27 protein-coding genes are annotated in these 26,011 nt (G+C 74.2%); 18 read left to right on the forward strand and 9 right to left on the reverse strand.

What is annotated here, in order from left to right; all coding sequences use genetic code 11:
• Window positions 1–164: 164 nt before the first annotated feature.
• The 9 genes from GSF02_RS02395 to GSF02_RS02435 all read left to right on the forward strand — a co-directional run bounded on the left by GSF02_RS02395 (window position 165) and on the right by GSF02_RS02435 (window position 8,416).
• On the forward strand, window positions 165–1,196 hold the full coding sequence (locus tag GSF02_RS02395) for a TRAP transporter substrate-binding protein (protein WP_159792346.1): 1,032 nt from the start codon (window positions 165–167) through the stop codon (window positions 1,194–1,196).
• A gap of 30 nt (window positions 1,197–1,226) precedes the next feature.
• Window positions 1,227–1,739, forward strand: coding sequence for a TRAP transporter small permease (locus GSF02_RS02400; protein WP_159792348.1), 513 nt, complete (start codon window positions 1,227–1,229; stop codon window positions 1,737–1,739).
• A complete protein-coding gene (locus GSF02_RS02405; protein ID WP_159792350.1) occupies window positions 1,736–3,043 on the forward strand; it encodes a TRAP transporter large permease in 1,308 nt (435 codons plus the stop codon). Before GSF02_RS02400 ends, GSF02_RS02405 begins: the two co-directional genes overlap by 4 nt.
• Window positions 3,044–3,131: 88 nt before the next feature.
• Entirely contained in the window at window positions 3,132–3,962 is an 831-nt protein-coding gene (gene kduI, locus GSF02_RS02410; protein ID WP_159792352.1) for a 5-dehydro-4-deoxy-D-glucuronate isomerase, read from the forward strand.
• A 32-nt stretch (window positions 3,963–3,994) separates the two neighbouring features.
• Window positions 3,995–4,777, forward strand: coding sequence for an IclR family transcriptional regulator (locus GSF02_RS02415; protein WP_159792354.1), 783 nt, complete (start codon window positions 3,995–3,997; stop codon window positions 4,775–4,777).
• Between the two features lie 51 nt (window positions 4,778–4,828).
• Window positions 4,829–5,608, forward strand: coding sequence for an SDR family oxidoreductase (locus GSF02_RS02420; RefSeq protein WP_159792356.1), 780 nt, complete (start codon window positions 4,829–4,831; stop codon window positions 5,606–5,608).
• On the forward strand, window positions 5,605–6,603 hold the full coding sequence (locus GSF02_RS02425) for a C-terminal binding protein (protein ID WP_159792358.1): 999 nt from the start codon (window positions 5,605–5,607) through the stop codon (window positions 6,601–6,603). The genes GSF02_RS02420 and GSF02_RS02425 overlap by 4 nt, the downstream gene beginning before the upstream one ends.
• The gene (locus tag GSF02_RS02430; protein ID WP_201308738.1) at window positions 6,600–7,664 is read left to right on the forward strand and encodes a zinc-dependent alcohol dehydrogenase; all 1,065 of its coding nucleotides are present in this window, start codon (window positions 6,600–6,602) and stop codon (window positions 7,662–7,664) included. The genes GSF02_RS02425 and GSF02_RS02430 overlap by 4 nt, the downstream gene beginning before the upstream one ends.
• Window positions 7,661–8,416 carry a glucose 1-dehydrogenase gene (locus GSF02_RS02435; RefSeq protein ID WP_159792360.1) on the forward strand — a complete coding sequence of 252 codons (756 nt, stop codon included), beginning with the start codon at window positions 7,661–7,663 and terminating at the stop codon, window positions 8,414–8,416. Before GSF02_RS02430 ends, GSF02_RS02435 begins: the two co-directional genes overlap by 4 nt.
• On the opposite strand, the gene GSF02_RS02440 is transcribed toward GSF02_RS02435, so the two are convergent.
• Window positions 8,413–8,892, reverse strand: a complete 480-nt coding sequence (locus tag GSF02_RS02440; RefSeq protein WP_159792362.1) for a hypothetical protein — start codon at window positions 8,890–8,892, stop codon at window positions 8,413–8,415. The genes GSF02_RS02435 and GSF02_RS02440 overlap by 4 nt on opposite strands.
• A gap of 140 nt (window positions 8,893–9,032) precedes the next feature.
• Entirely contained in the window at window positions 9,033–10,076 is a 1,044-nt protein-coding gene (locus GSF02_RS02445) for a zinc-dependent alcohol dehydrogenase family protein (RefSeq protein WP_159792364.1), read from the reverse strand.
• 256 nt (window positions 10,077–10,332) lie between these two features.
• On the opposite strand from GSF02_RS02445, the gene GSF02_RS02450 reads away from it, so the two are divergent.
• A complete protein-coding gene (locus GSF02_RS02450) occupies window positions 10,333–10,518 on the forward strand; it encodes a hypothetical protein (RefSeq protein WP_159792366.1) in 186 nt (61 codons plus the stop codon).
• A 41-nt stretch (window positions 10,519–10,559) separates the two neighbouring features.
• Here the strand turns inward: GSF02_RS02450 and GSF02_RS02455 are convergent, their stop codons facing one another.
• Complete coding sequence (locus tag GSF02_RS02455) at window positions 10,560–11,003, reverse strand: hypothetical protein (protein ID WP_159792368.1); 444 nt, start codon at window positions 11,001–11,003, stop codon at window positions 10,560–10,562.
• A 92-nt stretch (window positions 11,004–11,095) separates the two neighbouring features.
• On the opposite strand from GSF02_RS02455, the gene cutA reads away from it, so the two are divergent.
• Window positions 11,096–11,422: a divalent-cation tolerance protein CutA gene (gene cutA, locus GSF02_RS02460; RefSeq protein ID WP_159792370.1), complete on the forward strand. Its 327-nt coding sequence runs from the start codon at window positions 11,096–11,098 to the stop codon at window positions 11,420–11,422.
• Window positions 11,423–11,480: 58 nt separating this feature from the next.
• Here cutA and GSF02_RS18465 read toward each other — a convergent pair whose 3' ends face one another.
• Genes GSF02_RS18465 through GSF02_RS02485 form a run of 6 tightly spaced genes read right to left on the reverse strand, consistent with a single transcriptional unit; the run spans window position 11,481 to window position 17,664 of the window.
• Window positions 11,481–12,632: a M20 family metallopeptidase gene (locus tag GSF02_RS18465; RefSeq protein WP_201308739.1), complete on the reverse strand. Its 1,152-nt coding sequence runs from the start codon at window positions 12,630–12,632 to the stop codon at window positions 11,481–11,483.
• On the reverse strand, window positions 12,629–13,636 hold the full coding sequence (locus GSF02_RS18470; protein ID WP_201308740.1) for a ketopantoate reductase family protein: 1,008 nt from the start codon (window positions 13,634–13,636) through the stop codon (window positions 12,629–12,631). Before GSF02_RS18470 ends, GSF02_RS18465 begins: the two co-directional genes overlap by 4 nt.
• Before the next feature lie 11 nt (window positions 13,637–13,647).
• Window positions 13,648–14,430, reverse strand: coding sequence for an SDR family NAD(P)-dependent oxidoreductase (locus GSF02_RS02470; RefSeq protein ID WP_159792372.1), 783 nt, complete (start codon window positions 14,428–14,430; stop codon window positions 13,648–13,650).
• Window positions 14,427–15,734: an MFS transporter gene (locus GSF02_RS02475; protein ID WP_159792374.1), complete on the reverse strand. Its 1,308-nt coding sequence runs from the start codon at window positions 15,732–15,734 to the stop codon at window positions 14,427–14,429. Before GSF02_RS02475 ends, GSF02_RS02470 begins: the two co-directional genes overlap by 4 nt.
• Entirely contained in the window at window positions 15,731–16,648 is a 918-nt protein-coding gene (locus GSF02_RS02480) for a polysaccharide deacetylase family protein (protein WP_159792376.1), read from the reverse strand. The genes GSF02_RS02475 and GSF02_RS02480 overlap by 4 nt, the downstream gene beginning before the upstream one ends.
• Complete coding sequence (locus GSF02_RS02485; RefSeq protein ID WP_159792378.1) at window positions 16,648–17,664, reverse strand: Lrp/AsnC family transcriptional regulator; 1,017 nt, start codon at window positions 17,662–17,664, stop codon at window positions 16,648–16,650. The genes GSF02_RS02480 and GSF02_RS02485 overlap by 1 nt, the downstream gene beginning before the upstream one ends.
• Window positions 17,665–17,821: 157 nt before the next feature.
• Between GSF02_RS02485 and GSF02_RS02490 the strand changes: the two genes are divergently transcribed.
• The 7 genes from GSF02_RS02490 (at window position 17,822) to manD (ending at window position 25,940) form a co-directional block, all read left to right on the forward strand.
• On the forward strand, window positions 17,822–18,895 hold the full coding sequence (locus tag GSF02_RS02490; protein ID WP_159792380.1) for a P1 family peptidase: 1,074 nt from the start codon (window positions 17,822–17,824) through the stop codon (window positions 18,893–18,895).
• A gap of 61 nt (window positions 18,896–18,956) precedes the next feature.
• Window positions 18,957–20,447 carry a plasmid pRiA4b ORF-3 family protein gene (locus GSF02_RS02495; RefSeq protein ID WP_159792382.1) on the forward strand — a complete coding sequence of 497 codons (1,491 nt, stop codon included), beginning with the start codon at window positions 18,957–18,959 and terminating at the stop codon, window positions 20,445–20,447.
• A gap of 36 nt (window positions 20,448–20,483) precedes the next feature.
• Complete coding sequence (locus GSF02_RS02500) at window positions 20,484–21,290, forward strand: FadR/GntR family transcriptional regulator (protein ID WP_159792384.1); 807 nt, start codon at window positions 20,484–20,486, stop codon at window positions 21,288–21,290.
• A gap of 194 nt (window positions 21,291–21,484) precedes the next feature.
• On the forward strand, window positions 21,485–22,810 hold the full coding sequence (locus GSF02_RS02505) for an ABC transporter substrate-binding protein (protein WP_159792386.1): 1,326 nt from the start codon (window positions 21,485–21,487) through the stop codon (window positions 22,808–22,810).
• Window positions 22,810–23,787: a carbohydrate ABC transporter permease gene (locus tag GSF02_RS02510; RefSeq protein ID WP_159792388.1), complete on the forward strand. Its 978-nt coding sequence runs from the start codon at window positions 22,810–22,812 to the stop codon at window positions 23,785–23,787. Before GSF02_RS02505 ends, GSF02_RS02510 begins: the two co-directional genes overlap by 1 nt.
• Window positions 23,784–24,665: a carbohydrate ABC transporter permease gene (locus GSF02_RS02515; RefSeq protein ID WP_159792390.1), complete on the forward strand. Its 882-nt coding sequence runs from the start codon at window positions 23,784–23,786 to the stop codon at window positions 24,663–24,665. Before GSF02_RS02510 ends, GSF02_RS02515 begins: the two co-directional genes overlap by 4 nt.
• A gap of 54 nt (window positions 24,666–24,719) precedes the next feature.
• Window positions 24,720–25,940 carry a D-mannonate dehydratase ManD gene (manD, locus tag GSF02_RS02520; protein ID WP_159792392.1) on the forward strand — a complete coding sequence of 407 codons (1,221 nt, stop codon included), beginning with the start codon at window positions 24,720–24,722 and terminating at the stop codon, window positions 25,938–25,940.
• The last annotated feature ends 71 nt before the right edge of the window (window positions 25,941–26,011 follow it).

The raw sequence follows: 26,011 nt of genomic DNA on the forward strand, positions 1-26,011 counted from the left end.
TCCCGGAGGCGCCGGTCTCCCCGCGACCGAATCGTGACCCGCGCCGCGCTGGACAAGTTCCTCCAGACGGAACTAAGGTCCGTGCGGCGGAACACACCGGCACCGTTGCCCGGACCTCCGACGACGACGTCCGCCGCGCAGAGCCACTCGACGAGGAGTCACTCATGAAGCGACGCAGCACCCTGTCCCTGCTGGCGCTGGCCAGCGTCTCGGCCCTCACGCTCGCCGCGTGCAGCAGCGGCGAGGCCACCGCCGGCGGCGAGGGCGGCGGCGGTGGCGGCGAGGCCGCCACCACGTTCAAGATCGCGTTCAACCAGAACGCCGAGCACCCGCAGGCGCAGGCGCTCACCGAGCTGGGGGAGAAGCTCTCCGAGGCCACCGACGGCAAGTACTCCGTCGAGGTCTACCCGGACGAGCTGCTGGGCGCGCAGGCCGACACCATCGAGCAGGTCCAGAGCGGCACCATCGAGATGGCCGTGGTGGCCGGCTCCCTGCTGGAGTCGTTCAACCCCGACTTCTCCGTGGTGAACCTGCCCTACCTGTACACCTCGGCCGAGCAGCAGATGACCGTGCTCAACGACGAGAGCATCACCGGCGAGCTCTTCGACTCCCTCGAGGGCGACAACATCGGCATCCTCGCCGCGTACCACGGCGGCGTGCGCAACGTGTACACCACCGACGGCCCCGTCAAGACGCCGGCCGACCTCGCGGGCCAGAAGATCCGCGTCATCGGCTCGGACACGAACGTCAAGATGATGGAGCTCATGGGCGGCGTCGGCACCCCCATGGACCAGGGCGAGGTCTACACCGCCATCCAGTCCGGCGTGCTCGACGGCGCCGAGAACAACGAGCTCGTCTACTCCTCGATGGCGCACGACGAGGTCGCCCCGAACTACTCCAAGACCCAGCACCTGATGATGCCGGACTTCCTCATCGTCAACCCCACGGTGCTGGAGTCGATGGACGACGAGTCCCGCCAGGCGCTGGTGGACCTGGTCGCCGACTCGGTCGACACCGAGCTGACGCTGTTCGGCGAGGCGGTCGAGAAGGCCACCGCCGAGGCCGAGGCGGCCGGCGCCACGTTCACCGAGGTGGACGTCGACGCGTTCCGCGAGGCGGTGCTGCCGCTGCACGAGCAGCTGGTCACCTCCGAGACCCAGCGCAAGGTCTACGACGCCATCATGGCCGCGGACTGACGCGCGCCCTTCCCTGAAGAGAGTCCCGGCATGTCCCGAGTCAAGGCCGTCCTCGACGGCGTCCTGCGGGCGATCTGCGTGACCCTGTTCGCGCTGCTCGTCGTGCTGGTCACGTGGCAGGTGTTCACCCGGCTCGTCCTCGACAACCCCAACGTGTGGACCGAGGAGGCGGCCAAGAACGTCTTCATCTGGCTGAGCCTCATCGGCATCTCCATCGCCACGGGGGAGAAGGCCGACGTGGTCATGGACTTCCTGGTGCGCAAGCTGCCCGTCGCGGGCCAGCGGGTCACCGAGTCCCTGGCCTACCTCGCCACGATCGCGTTCGTGCTGGTCGTCATGGTGTGGGGCGGCTGGCACCAGGCGTCCATGGCCTGGCACCAGACCCACCCCGTGCTGCCGCTCACGGCCGGCCAGCTCTACCTGGCCGTGCCCGTGGCCGGCGTGCTCATGGGCCTGTACCTGCTCTACCACCTGGCCAAGACGCTCACGCCGTCCTGGGCGGGCATCCCCGACATCGACCCCGAGGAGGAGGTGGAGGTATGACCTCGCCCGAGCTCATCGCCGCGATCCTCATCGGCGGCATGGTGATCCTGCTCGCCCTCGGCGCGCCGGTCAGCATCTCGATCGGCCTGCCGTCCGCGGTGAGCATGCTGCTGGTGCTCGGCACCGAGCGCGGCGCGCTCACCTCCGCCCAGCGCATGTTCAGCGGGGTCGACTCGTTCGCCCTGCTGGCCATCCCGTTCTTCGTGCTGGCCGGCGTGATCATGAACAACGGCGGCATCGCCGCCCGGCTGATCAACCTCGCCAAGGTCGTGGTCGGCCGGGCACCCGCCCCGCTGGCGCAGACCAACGTCGCGGCCAACGTGCTGTTCGGCGCGGTCAGCGGCTCCGCCGTCGCCGCGGCGGCGGCCGTCGGCTCCACGATGGCGCCGATGCAGCGCAAGGAGGGCTACGACCGGGCCTTCGCCGCCGCGACCAACGTCGCCTCGGCCCCGGCCGGCATGCTCATCCCGCCGTCCAACACGCTGATCGTGTACGCGCTGGCCAGCGGCGGCACCTCCATCGGGGCGCTGTTCATGGCCGGCTACGTGCCGGGCCTGCTGTGGGCCGCGGCCTGCTCCGTCGTCGTGTGGCTCTACGCCCGCAAGCACCCCGAGCTGACCGTGCGGCGCGAGGTCACCTGGCGCCAGACGGCCGCCACCGTGGTGCAGGCGCTGCCGAGCCTGGCGATGATCCTGCTGGTCATCGGCGGCATCGTGGCCGGCTGGTTCACGCCCACCGAGGGCTCGTGCATCGCCGTGGTGTACGCGCTGGTCCTCTCGGCGGTCTACCGCGGCTTCGGCCTCAAGGACCTGCCCGGCATCCTCTACCAGGCGTGCCGCACCAGCTCGGTGGTCATCTTCCTGATCGCCGTGTCGTCGATCATGTCCTGGGTCATGAGCTTCACGCGCATGCCGCAGCTGCTGGCCGAGTCGCTGTTCGGCTGGACCGACAACAAGGTCGTCGTGCTGCTGCTGATGATGCTGCTGCTGCTGATCATCGGCATCCCGCTGGACGCCACCCCGGCGATCCTGATCTTCACGCCGATCTTCCTGCCGATCGCCGTCTCCTACGGCATCGACCCGGTGCACTTCGGGATCATGCTCGTGTTCAACCTGTCGATCGCGGTGATCTCGCCGCCGTCGGCGCCGGTCCTGTTCGTCGGCGCGCAGGTCGCCGGCGCGCGGCTCGAGCCGGTCATCAAGTGGCTCATGCCGTTCTTCCTGGTGCTCATCGCGATGCTCTTCCTCATCGTGTTCGTGCCCGACCTGACCATGTGGCTGCCGAGGCTCACCGGCCTCGCCTGACGGGCCACCACCTGCACAGTCGCCACCGGCCGCGGTGGCCCGCCCCCGCCCCGCGCGGGCCACCGCCCCCACCCCCGAAGGAGCGTCCATGGAACAGCGCTACGCGACCAGCCCCGAGCACGTGCGCACCATGACCACCGACGAGCTGCGCGAGCGGTTCCTCGTGACCGACCTGTTCGTGCCCGGCCAGGTCAACGCCGTCTACACCCACCACGACCGGGTCGTGCTGGGCGGCGCGGTGCCGACGTCGGACCCGCTGCCGCTGCCCACCTACGACGAGATCCGCTCGCAGTACTTCTGCGAGCACCGCGAGCTCGGCGTGGTCAACGTCGGCGCGGCCGGCACCGTGAACGTCGACGGCGAGAAGCACGAGCTCGCCCACGGCGCGTGCCTGTACGTGGGCCGCGGGGCGCGCGACGTGGTGTTCACGTCCGACGACGCCGCCGAGCCCGCCGCGTTCTACCTGTTCAGCGCGCCGGCGCACGCCGCGTACCCGACCACGCTGGTGCGCCCGGGCGAGGGCACGGTGCGCGAGCTGGGCGACCAGCTCACCTCCAACCGCCGCACGCTCAACCAGTACATCCACGCGGACGGCGTCAAGAGCTGCCAGATCGTCATGGGCGTGACCACGCTGCACCCGGGCAGCATGTGGAACACCCTGCCGGCGCACACCCACGACCGGCGCACGGAGTGCTACCTGTACTTCGACCTGCCGGCCGACGCCCGGGTGGTGCACCTGATGGGCCGCCCGGACGAGACCCGGCACCTGGTGGTCGCGGACAAGGAGGCGGTCATCTCGCCGAGCTGGTCGGTGCACTCCGGCGTGGGAACCGCCGCCTACTCGTTCGTCTGGGCCATGGCCGGAGAGAATCAGACGTTCGACGACATGGACGGCTTCCCCGTGACCGCGATGCGGTAGGGCGGCCGCGATGAGCACGAGGTGGGAGCGGAATGGCCACGGACACGAGCGCGATCTCGCCGGCGCGCGGCACGGCGAACGCCAGCGAGAAGACCCTGATCGTGCTCGAGGCGGCGCTGCGGCACGAGCGGTTCTCCGACGTCGTCGCGGCCACCGGGCTGGCGAAGGCCACGGCGCACCGCATCCTCACCACGCTCATCGACCACGAGTTCCTCGTGCTGGTCGGGCACCGCTACCAGCCGGGCCCCACCCTGCTGTCCCTGGCCGGCCGGGCGCTGGAGAACATCGACATCTCCGCGATCGCCCAGCCGTTCGTGGACGAGCTGGTGGGCCGCGTGCACTGCACGGTGCACGTGGGCGCGGCCAACGGCGACGAGGTGATCTACCTGATCCGCTCGGACTCCGACAAGCCGTACCGGATGCCGTCGCGGGTGGGGCACGCCATCCCCATGCACTCCTCGGGGATCGGCAAGAGCATCCTCGCCGACCAGTCCGACGACGCGGTGCGCCGCTACGCCGCGCGCACCGGGCTGCCGGCCCGCACGGAGTACACGCTCACCGACGTCGAGGCGCTGCTGGCCGAGCTGCGCGAGGCGCGCGAGCGCGGCTTCACCCTCGACCAGGGGGAGAACGCGCCGGGCGTGGTCTGCGTGGCCGCGCCGGTGCGCGACCACACCGGCCGCGCCAAGTACGGCGTGAGCATCTCGTCCCTCGCGGTGGAGCACAGCCGCGACGACCTCGTGGCGATGGCGCCCGACGCCATCGCCACCGCCGAGGCGATCTCCCGGTCGCTCGGCTACACCCCACATCGCTGACCAGCCGGCCGCACCACGACGTGCGCCGGCGACGGAGGAACGACCCTCGCCATGCGCACGTCTGATCCCTACCTGTCCGAGCGGTTCGGCCTTGCCGGCCGCACCGCCGTCGTCACCGGCGCCAGCCGCGGCATCGGCCTGGCGATCGCCGCGGCGCTGGCCCGCGCCGGCGCCGACGTCGTCGGCGTCTCGGCCACGATGCCCGACGGCGACTCCGCCGCCCGTGCCGCCGTCGAGGCCGCCGGGCGCCGGTTCGAACCCATCGCCTGCGACCTGTCCGACCGCGACGCCGTCGCCGCGCTCGCCGCCGAGCTCGCCGGGCGCGAGGTGGACGTGCTGGTGAACAACGGCGGCACCATCCGCCGCGCGCCGGCCGCCGAGCACCCCGACGCCGACTTCGACGCCGTGCTGGAGATCAACCTGCGCGCCCAGTGGGTGCTCTCGCGCGAGGTCGGCCGCGCCATGCTGGCCCGCGGCCGCGGCAAGATCGTCAACACCGCCTCGATGCTCAGCTTCCAGGGCGGCATCAACGTGCCCGGCTACACCGCCGCCAAGCACGGCATCGCCGGGCTCACCAAGGCGCTGGCCAACGAGTGGGCCGCCGGCGGCGTCAACGTCAACGCCGTCGCCCCCGGCTACGTCGCCACCGACAACACCGCCGCGCTGCGCGCCGACGACGAGCGCAGCGCCGCGATCCTCGAGCGCATCCCCGCCGGCCGGTGGGCCGCGCCGCAGGACGTGGCAGACGCCGTGGTGTTCCTCGCCTCGCCCGCGGCCGACTACGTGCACGGCGTCGTGCTGCCCGTCGACGGAGGGTGGCTGGCCCGATGAGCGCCGAGGTGCTGGTGCCCGGGGCGGCAGGCGCCCCCGTCGTCGTGATCACCGACTGCGACCACGACGCGTTCGACGCGGAGATCGCCGTCGCCCGCGCCGCGGGCGTCGAGCTGCGGCTCGCGCAGGCGCGCACCCGCGACGAGCTGCTCGAGGTCGCCGCCGACGCCGACGGTCTCGTGGTGCAGTACGCGGACATCACCGCCGAGGTGCTCGACGGGCTGCCGCGGCTGCGCGTGGTCAGCCGGTACGGCGTCGGGGTGGACTCCGTGGACCTCGCGGCCGCGGCCGCGCGCGGCGTCGCGGTGTGCAACGTGCCCGACTACGGCACCGAGGCCGTCTCCGACCACGCGATCGCCCTGGCGCTCACCGCCTCGCGCGGCATCGCCCGGCTGGACCGCGGCGTGCGCGCCGGGCGGTTCGAGCTGGAGGCCGTGCGGCCGGTGGGCCAGGTGCGCGGCAGCACGTTCGCCGTGCTGGGGCTGGGCCGGATCGGGCAGGCCACCGCGGCCAAGGCCCGCGGCCTGGGCTACGAGGTGCTCGGGCACGACGTGATGGCGCCCGAGGGCGCCACCGAGTGGCACGGCGTGCCGCTGGCCTCCTTCGAGGACGTGCTGCGCCGCGCCGACGTGCTGTCCCTGCACACCCCGCTGACCGACGCCACCCACCACCTGCTGGGCGAGCGCGAGCTCGCGCTGCTCAAGCCCACCGCCGTGCTGGTGAACACCAGCCGCGGCGGCGTCGTCGACACCGACGCCCTGGTCGCCGCGCTCGCGGGCGGCCGGCTGCGGGCCGCGGGCATCGACGTGCACGAACAGGAGCCGGTGCCCACCGGCCACCCGCTGACCCGGCTCGAGAACGTGGTGCTCACCCCGCACCTGGCCTGGTACACGGAGGAGTCGTACGCCGAGCTCAAGCGGCGCACGGTGCAGAACGCGGTGGACGTGATCGCCGGCCGCGGGTCGGCCAACCTGGTGACGGAGGACAACCGATGAGCACGACGACGACGCCGGACGCCGCGCGCGAGGCCGCCACGATGCGCGCCGCCGTGTGGGAGGGCGCCGACCGCATCGGCGTGCGCGACGTGCCGGTGCCCGAGGTCCCGGCGGGCTGGGCGCTGGTGGAGGTCGAGTACACCGGCATCTGCGGCACCGACCTGTCGATCCTGCACGGCACCCACCCGCGGGCCGCCGCGGGCCTGGTGCCCGGGCACGAGATCGTCGGGCGCGTCGCCGACGCCGGCACCACCGGCCTGCCCGCGGGCGCCCGCGTGGTGGCCGAGCCGCTGATCTCCTGCGGCGAGTGCCGCGCCTGCCGCTCCGGCGCCACCCACGTGTGCCGCGACCTCAAGCTCTACGGCATCGACACCCCCGGGTCGCTCGCCCGGTACGTGGCGCTGCCCGCCGCGGTGCTGCACGTGGTGCCCGACCACGTGCCCGCGCGGCTGGCCGCGCTGGTCGAGCCGCTGGCCGTGGCCGTGCACGCCGTGCGGCTGGGCGGCGTGGCGGCGGGGGACACCGTCGCGGTGCTGGGCGGCGGGCCCATCGGCGTGCTCACCGCGCTGGTGGCCCGGCACGCCGGCGCCGCGCGCGTCGTCGTCGCCGAGCCGCGCGCGTGGCGCCGCTCGGTGATCGAGGGCCTGGGCCTGGACGTCGTGCCCGACGGCGTGACCGCCGCCGAGCACCTGGCCGCGCTGACCGGCGGCGAGGGCGCCGACGTCGCCTTCGACGCCGCCGGGCACCCCGCCGTCGCGGCGCAGCTGCCCGCGGTGACGCGCGTGCTCGGCCGCGTCGTGGTGGTCGGGGTGCACAAGAAGCCCGCCGAGCTGGACCTGCAGGCCGTCTGCTTCAAGGAGCAGACGCTGGTGGGCGTGCGGGTGTACACCCACGCCGACGTCACCGAGGCGGTCGAGCTGGTCGCGGCCGACGCCCTTCGCCTCGACCGGCTGCCGGTCGCCGAGTTCCCGCTCGACGAGGTGGCCGCCGCGTTCGCGTCCGCCGCGGCGGGCGAGGACAACCTCAAGGTGCTGGTCCGCTCGCCGGCGGCGGCCCGATGACCGGGCCGTTCTCGCTGGCGGGCCGCACCGCCGTCGTCACCGGCGGCGGCCGCGGCCTGGGCGCCGGCATCACCGAGGCGCTGCTGGCGGCCGGGGCCGACGTCGTCGTGCTGGCCCGCCGCGACGTGCCCGAGGAGCTCGCCGAGGCCGCCGCGCGGCTCGGGCGCACGCTCGAGCACGTGGCGGTGGACCTCGGCGACGCGGACGCGGTGGACGCCGCCGCGGACGAGATGCTGGGCCGCCGGCGGGTGGACGTGCTGGTCAACAACGCCGGCGTGCAGGACCGGTACCCGGCCGCGGAGTTCCCCCTGGAGGCGTGGGACCGCGTGCTCGACGTGAACCTGCGGGTGGTGTTCCAGCTGGCGCAGCGGTTCGGCCGGCCGATGCTGGAGCGCGGCGAGGGCGCGATCGTGAACCTCGCGTCGCTGCTGAGCTTCCAGGGCGGGCTCAACGTCGCCGCGTACGCGGCGTCCAAGGGCGGCGTCGCGCAGCTGACCAAGGCGCTGGCCAACGAGTGGGCCGCGCGCGGCGTGCGGGTCAACGCCGTCGCGCCCGGCTACATGGCCACGGAGATGAACGAGGCGCTGCTGGCCGACCCGGCGCGGCTGGAGCAGCTGTCCGCGCGCATCCCCGCCGGGCGGTGGGGCACGCCGGAGGACATCGGCAACGTGGTGGTGTTCCTCGCCTCGCCCGCCGCGGCGTACGTGCACGGCCAGGTGCTCGCCGTCGACGGCGGGTGGATGGGGCGCTAGCGACGGGCCGCGCGCGTCGCCCACCGCCACGCCAGGAGCGCCTCGCCGACGACGGCCGCGGCGAAGCCCAGGGCGATCGCGACCACGGCCGCCGTCTGCGGGCCGCTCAGGTGGTGGGACCCGAGGTCCTGGACCCCGACGAGGACGCACTGGTAGGCGAGGAACGCCGCGCCCAGCCCGAGCAGCACCGCGCCGGTGCGCCGGGCGCCGAGCGCGACCGTGAGGGCGCCGGGGATCGCGCAGAGCACGAAGAGCACGACGATGATCGCGGTCCCGGGGACGGAGAACCCGGTCTCCCCGCCGACGACGAGGTTCGCGAGGCGCATGAGGACCCGGGCGGCGAGCCCGCCGGCCAGGCCGGCCAGCAGCGCGGCGGCCAGGCCGGTCCCGATGCGGCGGCCGACGGAGCGCCGGGGCGCCGCCGCCGGGGACGGGACGGGCGGCGTCGCCGGCCGGGAGGGGGTCGCTGCGGTCATCGTCGGGGCCTCTCCGTCGAGGGAGCGATGGCGGTGCGCGGGCGGCACGCCGTCGTGGCCGCCTGGTGCAGCTCAGCATGGCACCGGGCGGCGCCCACGAAGAAGCCCTGACCAGCCCTTTCGGCCGGGTGAATCCGGGGCTAGCGCCGCGGGTCGATGACCGTCATGCCGGCCCGCCGGGCGTCGTGCAGCCCGGGCAGCAGGGCGGCGCCCTCGGCGAGCCCGACGACGCGGGCGACGAGGTCCTGCGGGCGCAGTGCGCCGGACGCGACCAGGGCCAGCATCTCCGGGTAGTCGGCGGCGGCCATGCCGTGCGAGCCGAGCAGGTCCAGCTCCCAGGCGATGACCCGGCCCATCGGCAGGCGCGGGCGGGCATCGTCGCCGAGCAGCAGGCCGACCTGCACGTGCCGGCCGCGGCGGCGCAGGCTCAGGATCGCGTCGGCGGAGGTCTGCTCGGAGCCGACGGCGTCGATCGCGACGTGCGCGCCGCCGCCGGTGAGGGCGTGGATCGCGGCGGGCACGTCCCGCCCGTCGGTGAGCACGGTGTGCGCGGCGCCGGCGCGGCGGGCCGCTTCGAGGGCGCCCTCGTGCCGGTCGACGGCGACGACCTGGGCCCCGAGCGCGGCGGCGATCATCGTCGCCGAGAGGCCGACGCCGCCCGCGCCGACGACGGCGACCCACTCGCCGGGCTGCACGCGCGCGCGGCCGGCCACGGCGCGGTAGGCGGTGGCGAACCGGCAGCCGAGGGCGGCCGCGGTCTCGAAGGAGACGCCGTCGGGGACGGCGACGAGGTTGGTGTCGGCGGCGTGCAGCACGACCTTCTCGGCGTAGGAGCCCCAGTGCGTGAAGCCGGGCTGGGTCTGGTCCGGGCACACCTGCGCCTGGCCGGAGAGGCACCACTCGCAGCGGCCGCAGCCGCACACGAACGGCACGGTGACGCGGTCGCCGACCTGCCAGCGGGTGACGCCTTCGCCGACCGCGCTGACGACGCCGGCCAGCTCGTGGCCGGGCACGTGGGGGAGCGCGGGGATGCCGTCGTCGTGCCCCGCCCAGGCGTGCCAGTCGCTGAGGCACAGCCCGGTGGCGTGCACGTCCACGACGACGCCGCCGGCCGGGGCGGTGGGGTCGGGCACCTCGCGGACCTGGGTCGGGCCGGCGAACTGGTCGAAGACGATCGCGCGCACGAGCGGCATCCAACCACGCGCCCCGGCCCGGCCGGCGGCGGCGCTCAGCCCCTACGATGCTCGCGACCATCCGTGCATCGACGACGAGGGGCCCTGCATGACGGCGCAACCCCGCGGCTCCTGGCGTCGGCGTCGGCTCCAGGCCGCCTCGACGGGAGTGGCCGTGCTGCTCGCCGCCGGCGCGTGCGGACCCCCGCCGCCCCAGACGGTCACGGTATGGGTCGCGGACGGCGGTGCGCCCGTGGCGGGATGCCGGGTGGCGTTCGAGTCCGTGTCGGGGCCGGGGGTGCCCGAGATCGGCCTGATCAGCGGCGCGGACGGCGCGTCGTCGCTGGCGCTGGAGCCGGGCGACTACAGGGCGCTGGCCGAGTGCGACTCGGGCGCTGCGTCGGCCACGTTCACGGTCGACGACCAGCCGCTCGACGTGAGGCTCTCGCTGTAGCCGAACACCCCGGCTCGAGCCCGCTCAGGACGCGGCGCGCGTCAGGCGCACTCGTCGCACACACCCGTGGCGGGCAGCGCGGTGAAGCAGGTGGGGCAGATCGCCAGCGGCCGGTCCTCGGGCGCGGGGCGTCGCGTCGGCGCGGCCTTGGGCGCCGCCGCCCGCGGGGTACGCGGAGCCCGCTTGGGCGCCGCGGCCGAGGCCTTGGGCGCGCCGACGATCTCGAAGCCGTGCTTGCGCAGGATGGCGATCGGGTCGACCTTGCCGCCCTCGAGCTCCTCGGCCATGGCCACGCGGCCGGTGGCGTAGCGGTGGGCGACGCCGAGCACGGCCTTCGCGTCGTAGACCCGGCTCTCGTGCACCAGGGTGCTGGCCGGGGAGGGCTGGAACCCGTAGACGCCGAGGAAGGCGTCCTTGCCGCGGTCGTCGTACTCCGCGAGGGCCTTGAGGATGTGCTGCCGGGTCACTGCGGAGAAGGTTGCCACGGTCGCCAGGGTAGTCGGCGCGGCGCCCGTCCCGGCGTGCGACGCAGGCCACGCACCTGTCGCGCAGGCTGCTGACCTGCGACGATGGACGCATGGCAGCGGACGATGTCGTGCAGGTCACCACCACCGCGGACGACGCCGACGCCCTGGCCGCGGTGGCGCGCGACGCCGTCGCCGCGCGGCTGGCCGCGTGCGCCCAGCTCGAGGGGCCGGTCACCAGCGTCTACTGGTGGCAGGGCGCCCTGGAGACGGTCGCCGAGTGGCGCGCCACGCTCAAGACCACCCGGGCGCGGGCCGACGCGCTCGAGGCCTTCCTGGTCGAGCACCACCCGTACGACGTGCCCGAGGTGCTGCGCACGCCGGTGATCGGCGGCAACGCCGAGTACCTGGCGTGGGTGCGCGCCGAGGCGACAGGCTGACGGCCGGCCCCCGCGCGAGGCGGTGGCCGGCCGTCCGGGCCGAGCGAGGCGAACGCCGCTACGCCGCGAAGTGCGCGAACACCCCGGCGGCCACGGCGGCCCTCTCGACCATCCCGTCGATGCTGACGTGCTCGCTGCGGGCGTGCGCTCCGTTGCCGACGGCGCCCAGGCCGTCGAGCACGGGGATGCCGAGCGCCGCGACGAAGTTGCCGTCGCTCGCCCCGCCGGCCGAGGCCTCCTGCAGGTCGACGCCGATGGCGGCGGCTGCGGCCCGGGCGACCTCGTACATGGCCGCGATCTGCGGCCCGCGCTCCATCACCGGCCGGTTCCAGCCGCCGCGCACCTCCAGCCGCACGCGCTCGTCCGGCACGGTCAGCCCGCGCAGCACGTCGTCGACGCGGCGCTGCTCCTCGGCGGTCACCACGCGCACGTCCACCTGGGCGGACGCCGCGCCGGCGGTGACGTTGGCGCGCGTGCCGCCGCGGAAGGTGCCCACGTTGATCGAGGTGCCGGCGGCCAGGTCGGCCGCCGCGCACAGCTGCACGACGACGTCGGCGAGCGCGTGCACCGCGCTCGCCCCCGCCAGCGGGTCCAGCCCGGCGTGCGCCTCGATGCCCTCGGCCACCAGCTCGAACAGGCCCACGCCCTTGCGCGCGGTCTTCACCGCGCCGTCGACGCTCGCCTCGAAGACGAGCACCGCCGCCGCGTCCTGGGCGGCCTTCTCCAGCAGCGGCCGGGAGAACGGGCTGCCGATCTCCTCGTCGCCGCTGAGCACCAGCCGCACCGGCGGGCGCGGCACGCCGAGCGCGTCCAGCGCCCGCAGCGCCCACACGCACTGGACCAGCCCGGCCTTCATGTCGAACGCGCCCGGGCCGCTCAGCCGGTCGCCGTCGACCCGCACCGGCCAGCCGGCCAGCGTCCCGGCGTCGAACACCGTGTCGTAGTGGCACAGCGCCACCACCTGCTGCTCGCCGTCGCCGGCGAAGTCGAGCACCAGCACGTCGCCGTGGTCCTCGGCCGGGTGCAGGGTGCGGCCCTCGGGCGCCCCCAGCCGCTCGACGACCCAGGACTCGATCGACCGCAGCGCGGCGTCGAGCAGCCCGGTGTCGTCCGACGGCGTCTCGAGGCTCACCAGCGCGACGAGGTCGGCCACCATCTCGGCGCGGCGCGCGGCGACCCAGTCGCGGACGGCGGCGACGTCGGCCGTCATCGGCGCACCCCGCCCAGCGACGCCACGCGGTCCTCCGACATCGCCGCGCCGCCCTCCAGGGCCCGGATCTGCGTGACCAGGTCGAGCAGCAGCGGCATCGCCAGCCCCTCCTCGACGCCCCGTTCGAGCACGGGCAGGTAGTGCGTCGGCACCTCCGTCGGGCGGCGCCGCACGGCGATGTCGCGCCAGATCCCGCTGCGGTCCTTGGCCTGGGTGCGCAGCCAGGCGACGAGCGCGTCGGTGGCGGCGTCCTTTGCGGCGACGTCGGCGCCGGCGTAGGGCGCCGGGTCGAACGCGTCGAACGGCTCGAGGGCGATCCCGAGCCGCGCGGCGAGCGTGAAGATCTCCGCCGTCAGGGCGTACATCACCGGCCGGTGCCGGTCGATGAGGTCGGCCATCGGGGCGTCGGCCAGCGCGGTGGCGGTGAGCATCGCGCCGAAGCCGAGCTTGGACCACAGGTAGCCCGGCACGTTGGTGGTGACCTTGGCCGGGCCCCACGCCTGCAGGTCGGCGACGACGGACTCGACGCGGTCGGTGACCGTGCCGTCCATCTCGCCGACGACGAGCGCCCCGAGCCCGCCGTCGCGGACCGTGCCCGGCCCCACGACGTCGGCGAAGAGGTTGACGAAGGCGCCGACGGTGCGGCCGGGGCCCACGCGCTCGGCGATCGTCTGCTCGTTGAGCCCGTTCTGCAGGGAGACGACGAAGCCGTCGTCGGCCAGCCGCGGCGTGATCCAGTCCAGCGCGGCGGGGGTCGCCTGCGCCTTGACCGCCAGCAGCACGCGGCCCAGGCGGTCGGGTCCGCCGTCGGGCGTCGCGGCGGCGGCCACCCGCTGGGTGCGGGTGACGCCGTCGCGCTCGAGGGTGATGCCGTCGGCCTGGATCGCCGCGACGTGCGCGGCGTCGGCGTCCACGACGGTGACGTCGTGCCCGGCGCGCGCGAGGTGGAAGGCGAGGGTGCCGCCGATGGCCCCGGCGCCCACCACGGTGTACGAGCTGGTCATGTCTGTTCCCCTCATGCGCTCTGCAGCGACGTGCTGGTCGGGTAGTGCAGCGGCAGCTGCGTGGTGCCGGCGGTGGCGCCGCCGTCGACGCGCAGCACGGACCCCGTGGCGAACGAGGCCTCCTCGCCCGCCAGCCACACCACGGCCGCCGCGATCTCCGCGGGCCGGCCCTTGCGGCCGAGCGGGTTGGCGGACACGGCGTCGGCGTACTCGTCGGTGACGGGGTTGACGCTGCTGTCGACCTCGACGAAGCCCGGGGCGACGGCGTTGACCCGGGTGCCGCGGTGGGCCAGCTCGACGGCGCACGCCCGCGTCACCATCTCCAGGGCGGCCTTGGAGGTGCAGTAGTGCGCGGCGCCGGGGCGGGCGCGGGTGGCCGCCCCGGAGCTGATGTTCACCACGGCCCGGGCCGCCGGCTCCTGGGCGCCGAGGGCCACCGTGAGCAGCAGGGGAGCGCGCACGTTGACGTGCTGCACGCGGTCCCAGGTCTCGGCGGTCAGCTGGTCGAACGGGGTCGCCGGGTAGATGCCGGCGGCGTTGACGAGCACGTCGACCGGCCCCTGCGCCGCCGCGGCCGAGGCGACGACGTCGCCGCAGTCGGGTCGAGCCAGGTCGACCGCGAACGCGGCCGTGGGGACGCCGTGGCGCTCGGCGAGGGCGGTCATGGCCTCGGCCAGCTCCACCTCGCGGGCGTCGACGCCGGTGACGCGGTCACCGCGGGCGGCGAAGGCCTCGGCGCAGGCCAGGCCGATCCCGCCGGCGGCGCCGGTGACGAGGACGTGGCGGCCGGTCACTCGAAGTCCCGGTCCTTGGTCTCGGGCATCGTGGCGTAGACGACGCAGCCGATCAGCGCCGCGGCAGCGACGTAGACCCAGGTGTACTGGCGCAGCCCGGCGTCGGCCATCCACGTGGTGATGTACGGCGCGGTGCCGCCGAACAGCGCGACGGCGAGGGCGTACGGCAGGCCGATGCCGGTGGCGCGCACCTCCGGCGGGAACTGCTCGGCCATGACCACGGCGCAGTTGGCCGAGTAGCCGGTCAGCAGCGTGACGCCGATGAGCTGGACGACCAGCACCGACCACACGGTGCCCTGCTGCAGGATCTGGAACGCCGGGTAGGCGAAGACCAGGAACCCGAGGGTGAAGGCCAGCAGGGTGGGCTTGCGGCCGAACCGGTCGGACAGCAGGGCGACGAACGGCAGCAGCACCAGGAAGTAGGCGGTGCAGATGGTGCCCACCAGCAGCGCGTCGCTGAGCTCGACGCCCACCACGGTGCTCGCGTAGCCGGGCATGTAGCTCATCCACATGTAGTACAGGAGCGTGCCGGGGATGGTGATGCCGACCACCAGCAGCGCGGCGCGGGGGTGCTCGCGGAAGACGCGCAGCAGGGCGCCCTTCCTCGTGCGGCCCGACGCCGTGGCGTTGCTGAAGCTGTCGGTCTCCTCGACGGTCATCCGCAGCGCCAGGCCGATCAGGCCCAGGACGCCGCCGATGACGAAGGCGAGGCGCCAGCCCCAGGCGGCCATGGCCTCGTCGCTGAGGGTGGTGGTCAGGATGTAGCCCATCAGCGTGGCCATCAGCGAGCCCGCGCCCACCGAGACCTGCTGCCAGGACCCGGCGAAGGCGCGGCGGCCGCGGGCCGAGGACTCCACGAGGAACGACGAGGAGGAGCCGAACTCGCCGCCGGCCGAGAAGCCCTGCACGAGGCGGGCGAGCAGCAGCAGGAGCGGCGCGAAGATGCCGATCGTCTCGTAGGTCGGGATGACGGCGATGGCGATCGAGGCGCCGGCCATGAGACCGATCGTCAGGGTCAGCCCCTTCTTGCGGCCGTGCCGGTCGGCGTAGGCGCCGAGCACCGCGCCGCCGATCGGGCGCATGACGAAACCCACGGCGAACACGGCGAGCGTGGACAGCAGCGCGATCGCTGGGTCGTCACCGGCGAAGAACTGACCGGCGAACACGGGCGCGAGCGTCGCGTACAGCGCCCAGTCGACCCACTCGACGGCGTTGCCGACCGAGCCGGCCAGCAGCGCCTTGCGCTGCTTCGGCGTCAGCTTCGTCGCCGCGGCGGGCGGGGCGACGGCGGGCGTGGTGGTCATGCGGATGCTCCTTCTGCGGTGGCGGCGTTGCTCACGGCGGGGCGGACGAGCTCGGCGATCTGCTCGTGGGTGGCGAACCAGACGTCGTCGTGCTGGCGGATGTGCTCGAGCAGCCGGCGCAGGACCAGCAGGCGGGAGCGGTGGCCGATGATGTGTGGGTGCAGGGTCAGCTGGAACGTCCCGCCCGCCTCGCGGGCGGCGTCGAACTCGTCGATCCAGATCTGCAGCGCGGAGCGGGGCGGCATGTACGGCCGCAGGCTCGCGTAGCGCTCCATCATGAAGTAGGGGGCGTCGTCGCGGATCCACTCGACGGGGATCTCGACGATGCCGGTCGGCCTGCCCTGCGCGACGATCTCGTACGGCTCGTCGTCGGCCATGAGCGACGAGTCGTAGGCCAGCCCCAACTCGGCGACGATGTCGAGCGTGCTGTCGGAGAAGTCCCAGCTCGGGGTGCGGATACCGGTGGGGCGCGTGCCCGTGAGCTTCTCGAGGGTCTCGACGGCGCGACCGGTCAGCTCGAGCTCGTCGGCGTGGCTGAGCAGCATGTTGCGCTCGTGGATCCACCCGTGCACGGCGACCTCGTGGCCGTGGCGCACGTAGAGCTCGACCTCCTGCGGGTGCAGCAGGCCGGACACGGCGGGCATGAAGAAGCTCGCGGGGACCTCGAAGTCCTCCAGGAGCTGGACGATCCGCGGCGCGGCGACGCGCGAGCCGTACTCGCCCTGCGCGAGCCGGCCGGGGCTGGTCTCGCCGTCGCGCAGCGGGATCGTCTCGTGGTCGGAGTCGAAGGAGATGGCGACGGCGACGCGCGCGCCGCCGGGCCAGCTCGCCGGCTGCAGGCTCCGGCCGGCGCGCACCTTCTCGACGTAGCCGCGCCACGTGGCTTCCGGCCACTGCCAGGGCTCTTGGGACATCAGTCCTCCTGAGGTTCGGGTCGCCCGTCGGTGCCGATCGGCACCCAGGCGCGCTTGAGGGTCTGGATCTGCAGGGTCATGTCGGCGGAGCGGACGCCGTCCAGGGCGCCGATGACCTGGGTCTGGTAGGGGTAGAGGTCGCCGTGGCTCGGCAGCACGCCCTGCAGGATCAGGTTGTGCCGGCCCGTCGCGGCGCTGACGTACTGGGTCGACGGCAGGGTCGCGAGCTTCTCGCCGACCTCGTCGACCCGGTCGGGGGCCACGTCGAGCCAGAGCATGAACTCGATGCCCAGGCCGATGAGCCGCGGGGCGAACAGGGTGCGGAAGCGCAGGCAGCCCCGCGTGGTCAGGGACTCCACGCGCCGCGCCGCGGTCGACTCGCTGATCCCCACCGCCGCGGCGACCGCGGCGTACGAGGCGCGACCGTCCCGGGCGAGCACCCGGGCGATCTGGAGCTCCTGCGACGTGAGCGTCTCCGGCTCGACCCACTCGCGGTGGGGGTACGACGGCGCCGCGCTGGCCCCTTGGAGCAGGGTGACCCCCTCGGGGGACAGCGTCTGGGGGTTCCACTCCTCGAACGCGGCGAACTTGCGCAGCACCACCGTCGACTCGGACTCGACGACGTCGTCGATGTTCTCCAGGTCGCTGAGCACGGTCAGCACGTCCGTGGGCGTCTTGACGACGACCTCGGCCGCGACGTCGAAGGCGCCGAGCATGACGGTGACGAACCGGGGGGCGGAGTGCGCGGCGAGGGCCTGCGCCACGGACAGCGCGCGCCCGGGCCGGGCGCGGAAGCGCATGTAGACCGAGATGCCCAGCCCGGTGCGCAGGTGGTCCAGCACGCCGGTCACGAAGACCGAGCGCGTGGCCAGCAGCCGTGTGCCGCGCCGGGTCACGGTCGACTCGGGAGCGTCGATCGCGGAGGCGACCTGCTTCCACGACGCGCGACCGTTGACCTGGAGCGCGGCGATGACGCGACGATCGAGCGCGTCGAGCCGGATGGAGGACTCCTGCATGTGCGCCATCGTGGATGGGGGAATCCGCCACGTCAACCCCTACGGATAACGAATTCACTCATCCAATACTCCGGAGCGGCGGATGTTGCCGGCCCGTTGCGACCCCGTTGCGACCGTGGCCGTCAGGGCGCCGGCGCCTCCGTGGGACGATCCGCGCATGCCTGCATCCCGCCGCGTCCGCGACCTCGGCATGACGATCGGCCCGCTGCCCACCGGCACGCACGACGCGATCACCGACGTCGCCGGCGTGCGCGTCGGCCACACCACCGTGCACGACGGCGACCGCGTGCACACGGGCGTGACCGCCGTCGTGCCCGACCAGCTCGGCCTTGGCCTACCCGGCCGCGAGCGCGCCACCCTGCCGTGCGGGCTGTTCGTCGGCAACGGGTTCGGCAAGCTCGTCGGCGCGACTCAGGTGGCCGAGCTCGGCGCGATCGAGACGCCGGTCGTGCTCACCGCGACGCTCTCGGCGTTCCGCGCCGCCGACGCGCTGACCACCTGGATGCTCGCGCGCCCTGGCTACGAGGACGTGCGCACCCTCAACCCGGTGGTGGGGGAGACCAACGACGGCCTGCTGTCCGACGTGCGCGCCCGGCCGGTCACCGAGGCGCACGTGCTCGCCGCGCTCGACGGCGCCATGTTCGGTCCGGTGGCTACGGGCAGCGTCGGCGCCGGCAGCGGCACGGCGGCGCTCGGCTACAAGGGCGGGATCGGCACCGCCTCGCGCGTGGTCGACATCGCCGGGCGGGCGCACACCGTCGGGGCGCTGGTGCAGAGCAACTTCGGCGGGACGCTCACGGTGCGCGGCGTGCCGCTGCCCGCGACGGCGCTGCTCGCCGAGGAACAGCGCGCCGCCGAGGCGGCCAACGGCGTCGACGACGGCAACTCCTGCATGATCGTCGTCGCCACCGACGCCCCGCTCGACGCCCGCCGCCTGGCCCGCGTCGCGCGCCGCGCCGTCTTCGCGATGGGTCGCGTCGGCGCCGACTTCTCGCACGGCAGCGGCGACTACGCGCTCGCGTTCAGCACCGCCGCGCCGGACGCGCCGCTCGCCGCGGACGCCCGCCTCGACCCGTTGTTCGCCGCCACGATGGACGCCGTCGAGGAGGCGCTGCTCGACTCCGTGTTCACCGCGACGACGATGGTGGGCCACCGCGGCACCCGGCACGCCGTCCCGCTGGAGCCGGCGCTGGCCCGGCTGCGGGCGGCCGGCGTCGTCGCGGGGGAGTGAGCCGGCGCCGGGGCACGCTCGGCCCCTCGCGCGGCCGCGGGCGCGCTGCTTGGATGCTGCGGTGAGCACCGCCGCCCGCTACCGCCTGCACGTCCGGCTCGACGAGATCGAGCCGCCGGTGTGGCGCCGCCTCGAGGTCCCGGCCGACCTGCCGATGCGGGACGTGCACCGCGCGCTGCAGCTCGCGATGGGCTGGTCGGGTGCCCACCGGCACCTGTTCGCCCCGTCGGGCGACCTCCGCGACCCGCGATCGCTGGTCGTGATGGACGACGAGGCCGGCGGCCCGGACGCGGGGCGGCCGGAGTCCGAGGTCCGGCTCGACGAGGTGCTCGCCGCCCCGGGCGACACCCTCGGCTACCTCTACGACCTCGCGGACTCCTGGCGGCACACCGTCCGCCTGGAGGCGGTGCTGACCGCGGACGCGCCCGAGGAGCCGGCGGACACCGGCTCCGCCGTCCGGCTGCTCGACGGCGCCCGCGCCTGCCCGCCCGAGGACGTCGGCGGCGTCGTCGGCTACGACGTGCTGCGCGACGCCGCCGCGATGCTGCAGCACGGGCGGCGCGTGCCGGACGAGGTAGCCGAGGCGCTCGCGGCCGAGTACCCGGGCCTCGCCCCGGCCGAGATCCTGGCCGCCCTCGACGCGTTCGACGTCGCGGCCGCGGCCCGGCTGTTGGCCGGCGTGTGGACGCTGGCCGAGTCCGCTCCGCCGCTGTTGCGCGACCTGCTCGACCGCGCCACCGACGATGCCGCCCTGCTCAGCCTCTACCGCGACGTGCTGCGCGCGGCGCCGGTGCGGGTGTCCGCCGCCGAGGTGGCGGCCGCGGTCGACGCCGTCGCGTGGTTCGTGCGGCGGGTCGGGACGGACGGCGCGGCCCTCACCGCAGACGGCTACCTCGATCCCGTGCTGGTGCGCGAGGCGGCGCAGCGGCTGGGGCTGGACGAGCCGACCCCGGCCGGCGGCGCGGGGCCCGGCGCGGACCTCGGCGCGGAGGAGGACGTGCGGCCGGTGCTGTGGTTCCGCGAGGTGCTGACCGACCTCGGCCTGCTGCGGGCGGAGCGAGGCCGCCTGACCGCCGCGGCCGACGCGCCCGCCCTCGTCGACGACCCGCGCGCCCTATGGGACCGCATCGCCGCGGGCCTGCCGGTCGGCGACGACCCGGCGCTGCGCGACGCCGGCGCGGTGCTGCTGCTGCGGCTCGCCGGGTCCGACGGCGCCGTGCCGCGGGGCGCGGGCGGCGGGGCGGGCGCCGCGTTCGGGTCGGCGGCGCACCGCGGCGGCGCCGACGACCCGCTCGCCGAGCGTGGGTTCCTCGTCGACCGCGACGGGCGCGCCGGGCAGGCGTACGCCTCGCTCGGCGGGGACGCCGCGCAGGCGCTGGACGTCGACTTCGCCGACGTACGGGCCGAGGCGCGGCCCACCCGGGTGCTGCTGGAGCGCCTCGGCGGGTTCCACCCGGACGGGCGGGGCTACCCGGGCGACTTCCCGACGCGCGTCGGCGTCGCGCTGGCGCGGCAGGCGCTCGGCGCAGGCGAGGTCGCTGTCGGCGGGTGAAGCCGCTGCTCGGGCGCGGTCCCGTACCCTCGTCCCATGCCTGAAGCGGAGCCCACCGACGCAGCCAGCGCGGCGTCGTCGCTGCCCACGCGGGGCCTGCTGACCGAGCGGGTGGCGCGTCGGCTGGAGGCCGACATCCGCAAGGGCGTGCTGGTCCCCGGGAGCAAGCTGCCCTCCGAGCGCCGCCTGGCCGAGGAGTTCGGCGCCAGCCGCAACGTGGTGCGCGAGGCGCTGCGCCGCCTGGAGGCGCACGGCCTGCTGGACGTGGAGCCTGGGCGCGGGTCGTTCGTGCGGGAGTCCACCGACCGAGCCTCGGGCTTCGAGGCCGAGTACCGCTCCGGCCGCGCGACGGTGCGCCAGCTCATCGAGGCCCGGATGCCGTTGGAGGTCGAGATCGCCGGGCTCGCCGCCGCCCGCGCCACCGACGCCGACCTGGGCACGCTGGAGCGCGCCCAGCAGCGGATGGTCGACGCCGTCGACCCGGTGGAGAAGGCCCGGGCCGACGTCGGGTTCCACGACGCCATCGCCGCCGCGAGCGGCAACCCCGTGTTGCGCAGCATGCTCGCCGCCGCGTCGAACCTCATGTTCGAGATGATGCTGCGCTCCAACACCGACCCACGGATCGCGGAGCCGGGCGTGCCGCACCACCCGGAGATCCTCGCCGCCATCGCGGCGCACGACGTCGACCTGGCCCGCGAGCGCATGCGCGAGCACCTGGCGCTCGGTCTGCGGACCTACGGCCCGGACCTCGACCTCAGCCTCGACGCCATGGCGACGCGGCACATCGAATCGCTGCTCGCCGAGGCGAAGGACGAGGCGACCGGCGGCGCCGGGGAGGGCTGAGGCCACGGACGCCTCGGGGCGAAGCGTCCCGCGGCGAGCGTCGCGCTCGCCCGCCGAAGTGCCGGCGGCAGGGGAGCGACGCCGACGTTCCGAAGGGTTGGCCCGCCGGCGTCGGGCTGCTATGGTCCAACTGGTCCTACCAGTTGGACCACCATGCCCCCTCCGCATCGCTGCGGACTCACGACGAGGTGACGATGAAGTCCTGGACACCGTGGACAGACACTGAGCTCAGTCGACGCTCGTTCGGCCGCCTGCTCGCGGCCGCCGCCGGTACCGCCGCCGTGGCGGGATGCGCCCCGCGCGGCGCGGGAGCGCCGTCGGCGTCGACGCCCCTGCGCGTGGCAGCGATCAACCACGTGTGGACGCACGCGATGCTCGAGCGGGTCGAGGAGCTCGAAGAGCAGATCGGCCGGCGCGTGAGCGTGCAGATGCTCACCGCCGACCAGCTCTCCAACAGCTACAACGTCAAGCTCAACGCGTCGGCGACGGACATCGACGTGATGATGGTCCGCCCCCTGCAGGACCAGCTGCTGTTCGCGCGCAACGGCTGGATGGCCGACCTGACGGGCGACGTGGCGGACGCCGACTTCGCGTGGGACGACTTCCAGGACGCGCCACGCGACCGCTCGGTCACCCGCGGCAAGGTGTTCTCGGTACCCGTGGTGACCGAGCGCCCGGCCCTGTACTACCGCAAGGACCTCGTCGCCGACCTAGGCGGGCCGCCGGCGACGCTGGAGGAGATGCGCGAGCAGGCGCTCGAGATCGCCGGGGCGAACCCCGGCGTCTTCGGCTTCGTCGCGCGCGGTCAGCGCAACGGCGCGGTGAGCCAGTGGTCCAGCTTCCTGTACTCGTACGGCGGCGACTTCACCGACGACGCGGGCCGGTCCGGCATCGGCACGCCCGAGGCCGTGGCCGCCTACGAGTACTACGGCGGGCTGCTGAACGAGGTCGGCCCGCCCGGCGTGACCAACATGAGCCTCGAGCAGGCCATGCCGATCTTCGCCCAGGGCAAGGCGGCGTTCTACGTGGACGCCGACGCGATCTACTCCAACTTCCTCGACCCGGACATCTCCACGGTCCAGGACACCGTCGGCTTCGCGCCGTTCCCGGCGGGGCCGGCCGGGTCCCGCCCGCACAACATCCCTTCGTGGAGCCTGGGCGTGAGCGCCTTCTCCCGGCTGCGGGACGACGCGTGGGCGTTCGTCCGCTGGGCCGCCGGCCCGGACATGGTCAAGGACCTGCAGGCCGACGGCATCCCCGGTGCCCGCTCCTCCGCCTGGGACGACCCCAGCACGCTGGCGGCCTTCCCGGAGGAGCTGGCGCAGACCATGAGCGTCAACGCCGCCAACGGCATCGGCCACGACCGCCCCGAGGTCATCCAGGTGGGCCGCGCCCGCGACATCGTCGGCCAGCCCCTCGTCGCCGCCATCGTCGGCCAGGACGTGGCGGCCGCCGCCGCGGCCGCCGACGCCGAGTTCGCCGACTTTCTCGTCCGCGACAACCGCCACCAGGAGTTCTGATGTCCGTCACCACGAGCGGGACGCTCGGCCGCGCACCGGTGGCCGACCCCGCGCCCGCCTCGCGCCGCCCCGCCGGACGCCGTCGTCGCGCGGGCTCGTTCGCCGGCGAGAACCGGCGGCTCAAGTGGCTCATGCTCTCGCCCGCCCTGGGCTTCGTGGGCCTGCTGATCGTCTTCCCGCTGGTGTTCACGCTCAACCTCAGCCTCACCGACGCCTTCGGCGCGGTGAACGCCGGCAGCCAGCACGTCGGCCTGCTGAACTTCGGCGACGCCCTGACCGACACCCGCCGGTTCTGGCCCGCCGTCGGGCGGACCGTCGGATTCACCGTCGGGGCCGTCGTCCTCGAGACCGTGCTCGGCCTCGCGCTGGCGGTGCTGCTGCGCCGGCCGTTCCGCGGCATGCGGGTGGTGCGCACCGTGCTCATGGTGCCGCTGCTGGCGACGCCGGTCGCCGTCGGCATCCTCTGGCTGCTCATCCTCGACCCGACCAACGGCATCGCCAACCACCTGCTCGGCTACCTCGGCGTGCCGCCGCAGGAGTTCCTCGGCTCGGTGCGCCAGTCGCTGCCGGTGCTCATGCTCATCGACGTGTGGCAGTGGACGCCCATGATGACCCTGCTGTTCCTGGCCGGTCTGTCCACGCTGCCCGAGGAGCCGGAGGAGGCTGCCCGCGTGGACGGCGCCGGCGTCTGGCAGCGCTTCTGGTTCGTGATCCTGCCGATGCTCGCGCCGACGCTGATCACGGCGCTCGTGCTGCGCGCCGTCGACGCCCTCAAGACGTTCGACATCCTCTACGCCACCAAGGGCCCCGGCGGCGGCTCCGACTTCGAGGTCGAGACGCTCAACGTCTACGCCTACGGCCTCACATTCGACTACCAGGAGTACGGGCTGGCCGCGGCCGTGCTCGTGCTGTTCACGATCTTCATCGTCGGCGTCGTGGCGCTGCTGCGCCGCGGCTCCGGGAAGGAGTCCGCATGAGCGCCACCGCCCCGGCGACGTACCGCGCGTCGTCGTCCCCGCGCCCGCAGGCGCTGCGCACCGACCGCCGCCTGACCGCCTGGTCCTGGGTGCGTGCCGCCCTCATCGTGGTGGTCTGCCTCGTCCTGGCGCTGCCCGTCGTGTGGATGATCGCCGCCGCGTTCAAGACGAACGTGCAGGTGACCGATCCGTCGGTGGGCCTGTTCTTCACCCCGACGCTCGAGAACTTCGGCAACGTGCTCGCCGACGGCGAGATCGTGCGCTCGCTGGGGAACTCCGCCCTGGTGGGCGTGGTCTCCACGGTGCTGTCGGCGCTCGTCGCGGTGCCGGCGGCCTGGGCCGTGGGCCGGTTCCGCATGCGGCGCACCGGCTCGCTGGTGCTCGTGGCCCGCATCGTGCCGGCGGTCTCGCTGCTCGTGCCCTGGTACTACATCTTCGCCCAGCTCGGCCTGGTCGGGAGCTACACCGTCCTGGTGCTCAGCCACATGTTCGTCTCGGTGCCGCTGATCCTGTGGATCATGATCGGCTTCTTCGAGGGCCTGCCGATCGAGCTGGAGGAGGCCGCCCGCACCGACGGGCTCAGTGCGTTCGGGGCGTTCCGGCACATCGCGCTGCCGCTGGCCGCGCCCGGCACCGCCACCGCCTGCGTGCTGGCGTTCATCTTCAGCTGGAACAACTTCATGTTCGCGCTGATCCTCGCCGACGAGACCACCAAGACCATGCCCGTGGCGCTGTACAACTTCATCTCCTACGCGAGCACCGACTGGGGCGGCCTCATGGCGGCCTCCACGCTGATGATCGTCCCGGTGCTGCTGGCCGCCGTCTTCGGGCAGAAGTTCCTCGTCGCCGGCCTCACCGCGGGCGCCACCAAGGGCTGAGCGCCCCCGCTCCCGCATCTCCTCCCACCACCTGCACCACACCGAAAGGCCGCCATGAAGATCGTCGACGCCCGCGTCATCGTCACGTGCCCGGGGCGCAACTTCGTCACCCTCAAGATCACCACCGACGAGGGGGTCACGGGGCTGGGCGACGCCACGCTGAACGGCCGCGAGCAGGCCGTCGTCGCCTACCTGCGCGAGCACGTGGTGCCGCTGCTGATCGGGCTCGACCCGCACCGCATCGAGGACACCTGGCAGTACCTGTACCGCGGCGCCTACTGGCGGCGCGGGCCGGTCACCATGGCCGCGATCGCCGCCGTCGACGTCGCGCTGTGGGACGTCAAGGCCAAGGTGGCCGGGCTGCCGCTGTACCAGCTGCTCGGCGGCGCCTCCCGCGAGGGCCTGCGCACCTACGGCCACGCCAACGGCCGCGACATCCCCGAGCTGCTCGACTCCGTGCGCGCCCGGCTCGCCGAGGGCCACACCAGCGTGCGCGTGCAGACCGGCGTGCCCGGGCTCAGGCGGGTCTACGGCGTGCACTCCGGCGACCCGGTGCCCTCGGGCGACCGGTCGCGCAGCGAGGACGCCCGCCCGCTGGTCGAGGACTGGGACACGGCCGCCTACCTGCGGCACGTGCCGACGGTGCTCGAGGCCGTGCGCGCGGAGTTCGGCCCCGAGCTGCCGCTGCTGCACGACGTGCACCACCGCCTGTCGCCGCAGCAGGCCGCCCGGCTGGCCAAGTCCGTCGAGCCGTACGACCTGTTCTGGCTGGAGGACTGCACGCCCGCCGAGAACCAGGCGGCGCTGCGGCTGGTGCGCCAGCACAGCACCACCCCACTGGCGATCGGCGAGGTGTTCAACACGATCCATGACTACAAGACGCTGCTCGACGAGCAGCTGGTCGACTTCGTGCGCTCCGCCGTCACGCACTTCGGCGGCATCACGCCGATGCGCAAGCTGTTCGACTACGCGGCGGTGAACCAGGTGCGCACCGGCATCCACGGGCCCGAGGACATCTCGCCGGTCGGCATGGCCGCGGGCCTGCACCTGGACCTGGCGGCGCACAACTTCGGCATCCAGGAGTACTCCGGGCACACCGACGCCACGAACGCGGTGTTCCGCCACGCGTACACGTTCGAGGGCGGGTACCTGCACCCGGGGGAGGCGCCGGGCATCGGCGTCGAGCTCGACGAGGAGGCGGCGGCGGCCTTCCCGTACCGGCCCGGCTACCTGCCGGTGAACCGCCTCGTCGACGGGACCGTGCACGACTGGTGAGCCGGGACCGACGCCGGCGCCCGGCCGGAGTCGCCGCCGGCCGGGCGTCGGTGCGGGTGGTGCGGCACAGG

The sequence above is a fragment of the Puerhibacterium puerhi genome, assembly GCF_009846865.1.
Taxonomy (GTDB): Bacteria; Actinomycetota; Actinomycetes; order Actinomycetales; family Cellulomonadaceae; genus Puerhibacterium; species Puerhibacterium puerhi.

Excerpts from the sequence above, each read along its gene's own strand:
- GSF02_RS02395 (WP_159792346.1), top strand. The coding sequence starts at position 165 with ATGAAGCGACGCAGCACCCTGTCCCTGCTGGCGCTGGCCAGCGTCTCG.
- GSF02_RS02400 (WP_159792348.1), top strand. The coding sequence starts at position 1,227 with ATGTCCCGAGTCAAGGCCGTCCTCGACGGCGTCCTGCGGGCGATCTGC.
- GSF02_RS02405 (WP_159792350.1), top strand. The coding sequence starts at position 1,736 with ATGACCTCGCCCGAGCTCATCGCCGCGATCCTCATCGGCGGCATGGTG.
- kduI (WP_159792352.1), top strand. The coding sequence starts at position 3,132 with ATGGAACAGCGCTACGCGACCAGCCCCGAGCACGTGCGCACCATGACC.
- GSF02_RS02415 (WP_159792354.1), top strand. The coding sequence starts at position 3,995 with ATGGCCACGGACACGAGCGCGATCTCGCCGGCGCGCGGCACGGCGAAC.
- GSF02_RS02420 (WP_159792356.1), top strand. The coding sequence starts at position 4,829 with ATGCGCACGTCTGATCCCTACCTGTCCGAGCGGTTCGGCCTTGCCGGC.
- GSF02_RS02425 (WP_159792358.1), top strand. The coding sequence starts at position 5,605 with ATGAGCGCCGAGGTGCTGGTGCCCGGGGCGGCAGGCGCCCCCGTCGTC.
- GSF02_RS02430 (WP_201308738.1), top strand. The coding sequence starts at position 6,600 with ATGAGCACGACGACGACGCCGGACGCCGCGCGCGAGGCCGCCACGATG.
- GSF02_RS02435 (WP_159792360.1), top strand. The coding sequence starts at position 7,661 with ATGACCGGGCCGTTCTCGCTGGCGGGCCGCACCGCCGTCGTCACCGGC.
- GSF02_RS02440 (WP_159792362.1), bottom strand. The coding sequence starts at position 8,892 with ATGACCGCAGCGACCCCCTCCCGGCCGGCGACGCCGCCCGTCCCGTCC.
- cutA (WP_159792370.1), top strand. The coding sequence starts at position 11,096 with ATGGCAGCGGACGATGTCGTGCAGGTCACCACCACCGCGGACGACGCC.
- GSF02_RS18465 (WP_201308739.1), bottom strand. The coding sequence starts at position 12,632 with ATGACGGCCGACGTCGCCGCCGTCCGCGACTGGGTCGCCGCGCGCCGC.
- GSF02_RS18470 (WP_201308740.1), bottom strand. The coding sequence starts at position 13,636 with ATGACCAGCTCGTACACCGTGGTGGGCGCCGGGGCCATCGGCGGCACC.
- GSF02_RS02475 (WP_159792374.1), bottom strand. The coding sequence starts at position 15,734 with ATGACCACCACGCCCGCCGTCGCCCCGCCCGCCGCGGCGACGAAGCTG.
- GSF02_RS02480 (WP_159792376.1), bottom strand. The coding sequence starts at position 16,648 with ATGTCCCAAGAGCCCTGGCAGTGGCCGGAAGCCACGTGGCGCGGCTAC.
- GSF02_RS02485 (WP_159792378.1), bottom strand. The coding sequence starts at position 17,664 with ATGCAGGAGTCCTCCATCCGGCTCGACGCGCTCGATCGTCGCGTCATC.
- GSF02_RS02490 (WP_159792380.1), top strand. The coding sequence starts at position 17,822 with ATGCCTGCATCCCGCCGCGTCCGCGACCTCGGCATGACGATCGGCCCG.
- GSF02_RS02500 (WP_159792384.1), top strand. The coding sequence starts at position 20,484 with ATGCCTGAAGCGGAGCCCACCGACGCAGCCAGCGCGGCGTCGTCGCTG.
- GSF02_RS02505 (WP_159792386.1), top strand. The coding sequence starts at position 21,485 with ATGAAGTCCTGGACACCGTGGACAGACACTGAGCTCAGTCGACGCTCG.
- GSF02_RS02510 (WP_159792388.1), top strand. The coding sequence starts at position 22,810 with ATGTCCGTCACCACGAGCGGGACGCTCGGCCGCGCACCGGTGGCCGAC.
- GSF02_RS02515 (WP_159792390.1), top strand. The coding sequence starts at position 23,784 with ATGAGCGCCACCGCCCCGGCGACGTACCGCGCGTCGTCGTCCCCGCGC.
- manD (WP_159792392.1), top strand. The coding sequence starts at position 24,720 with ATGAAGATCGTCGACGCCCGCGTCATCGTCACGTGCCCGGGGCGCAAC.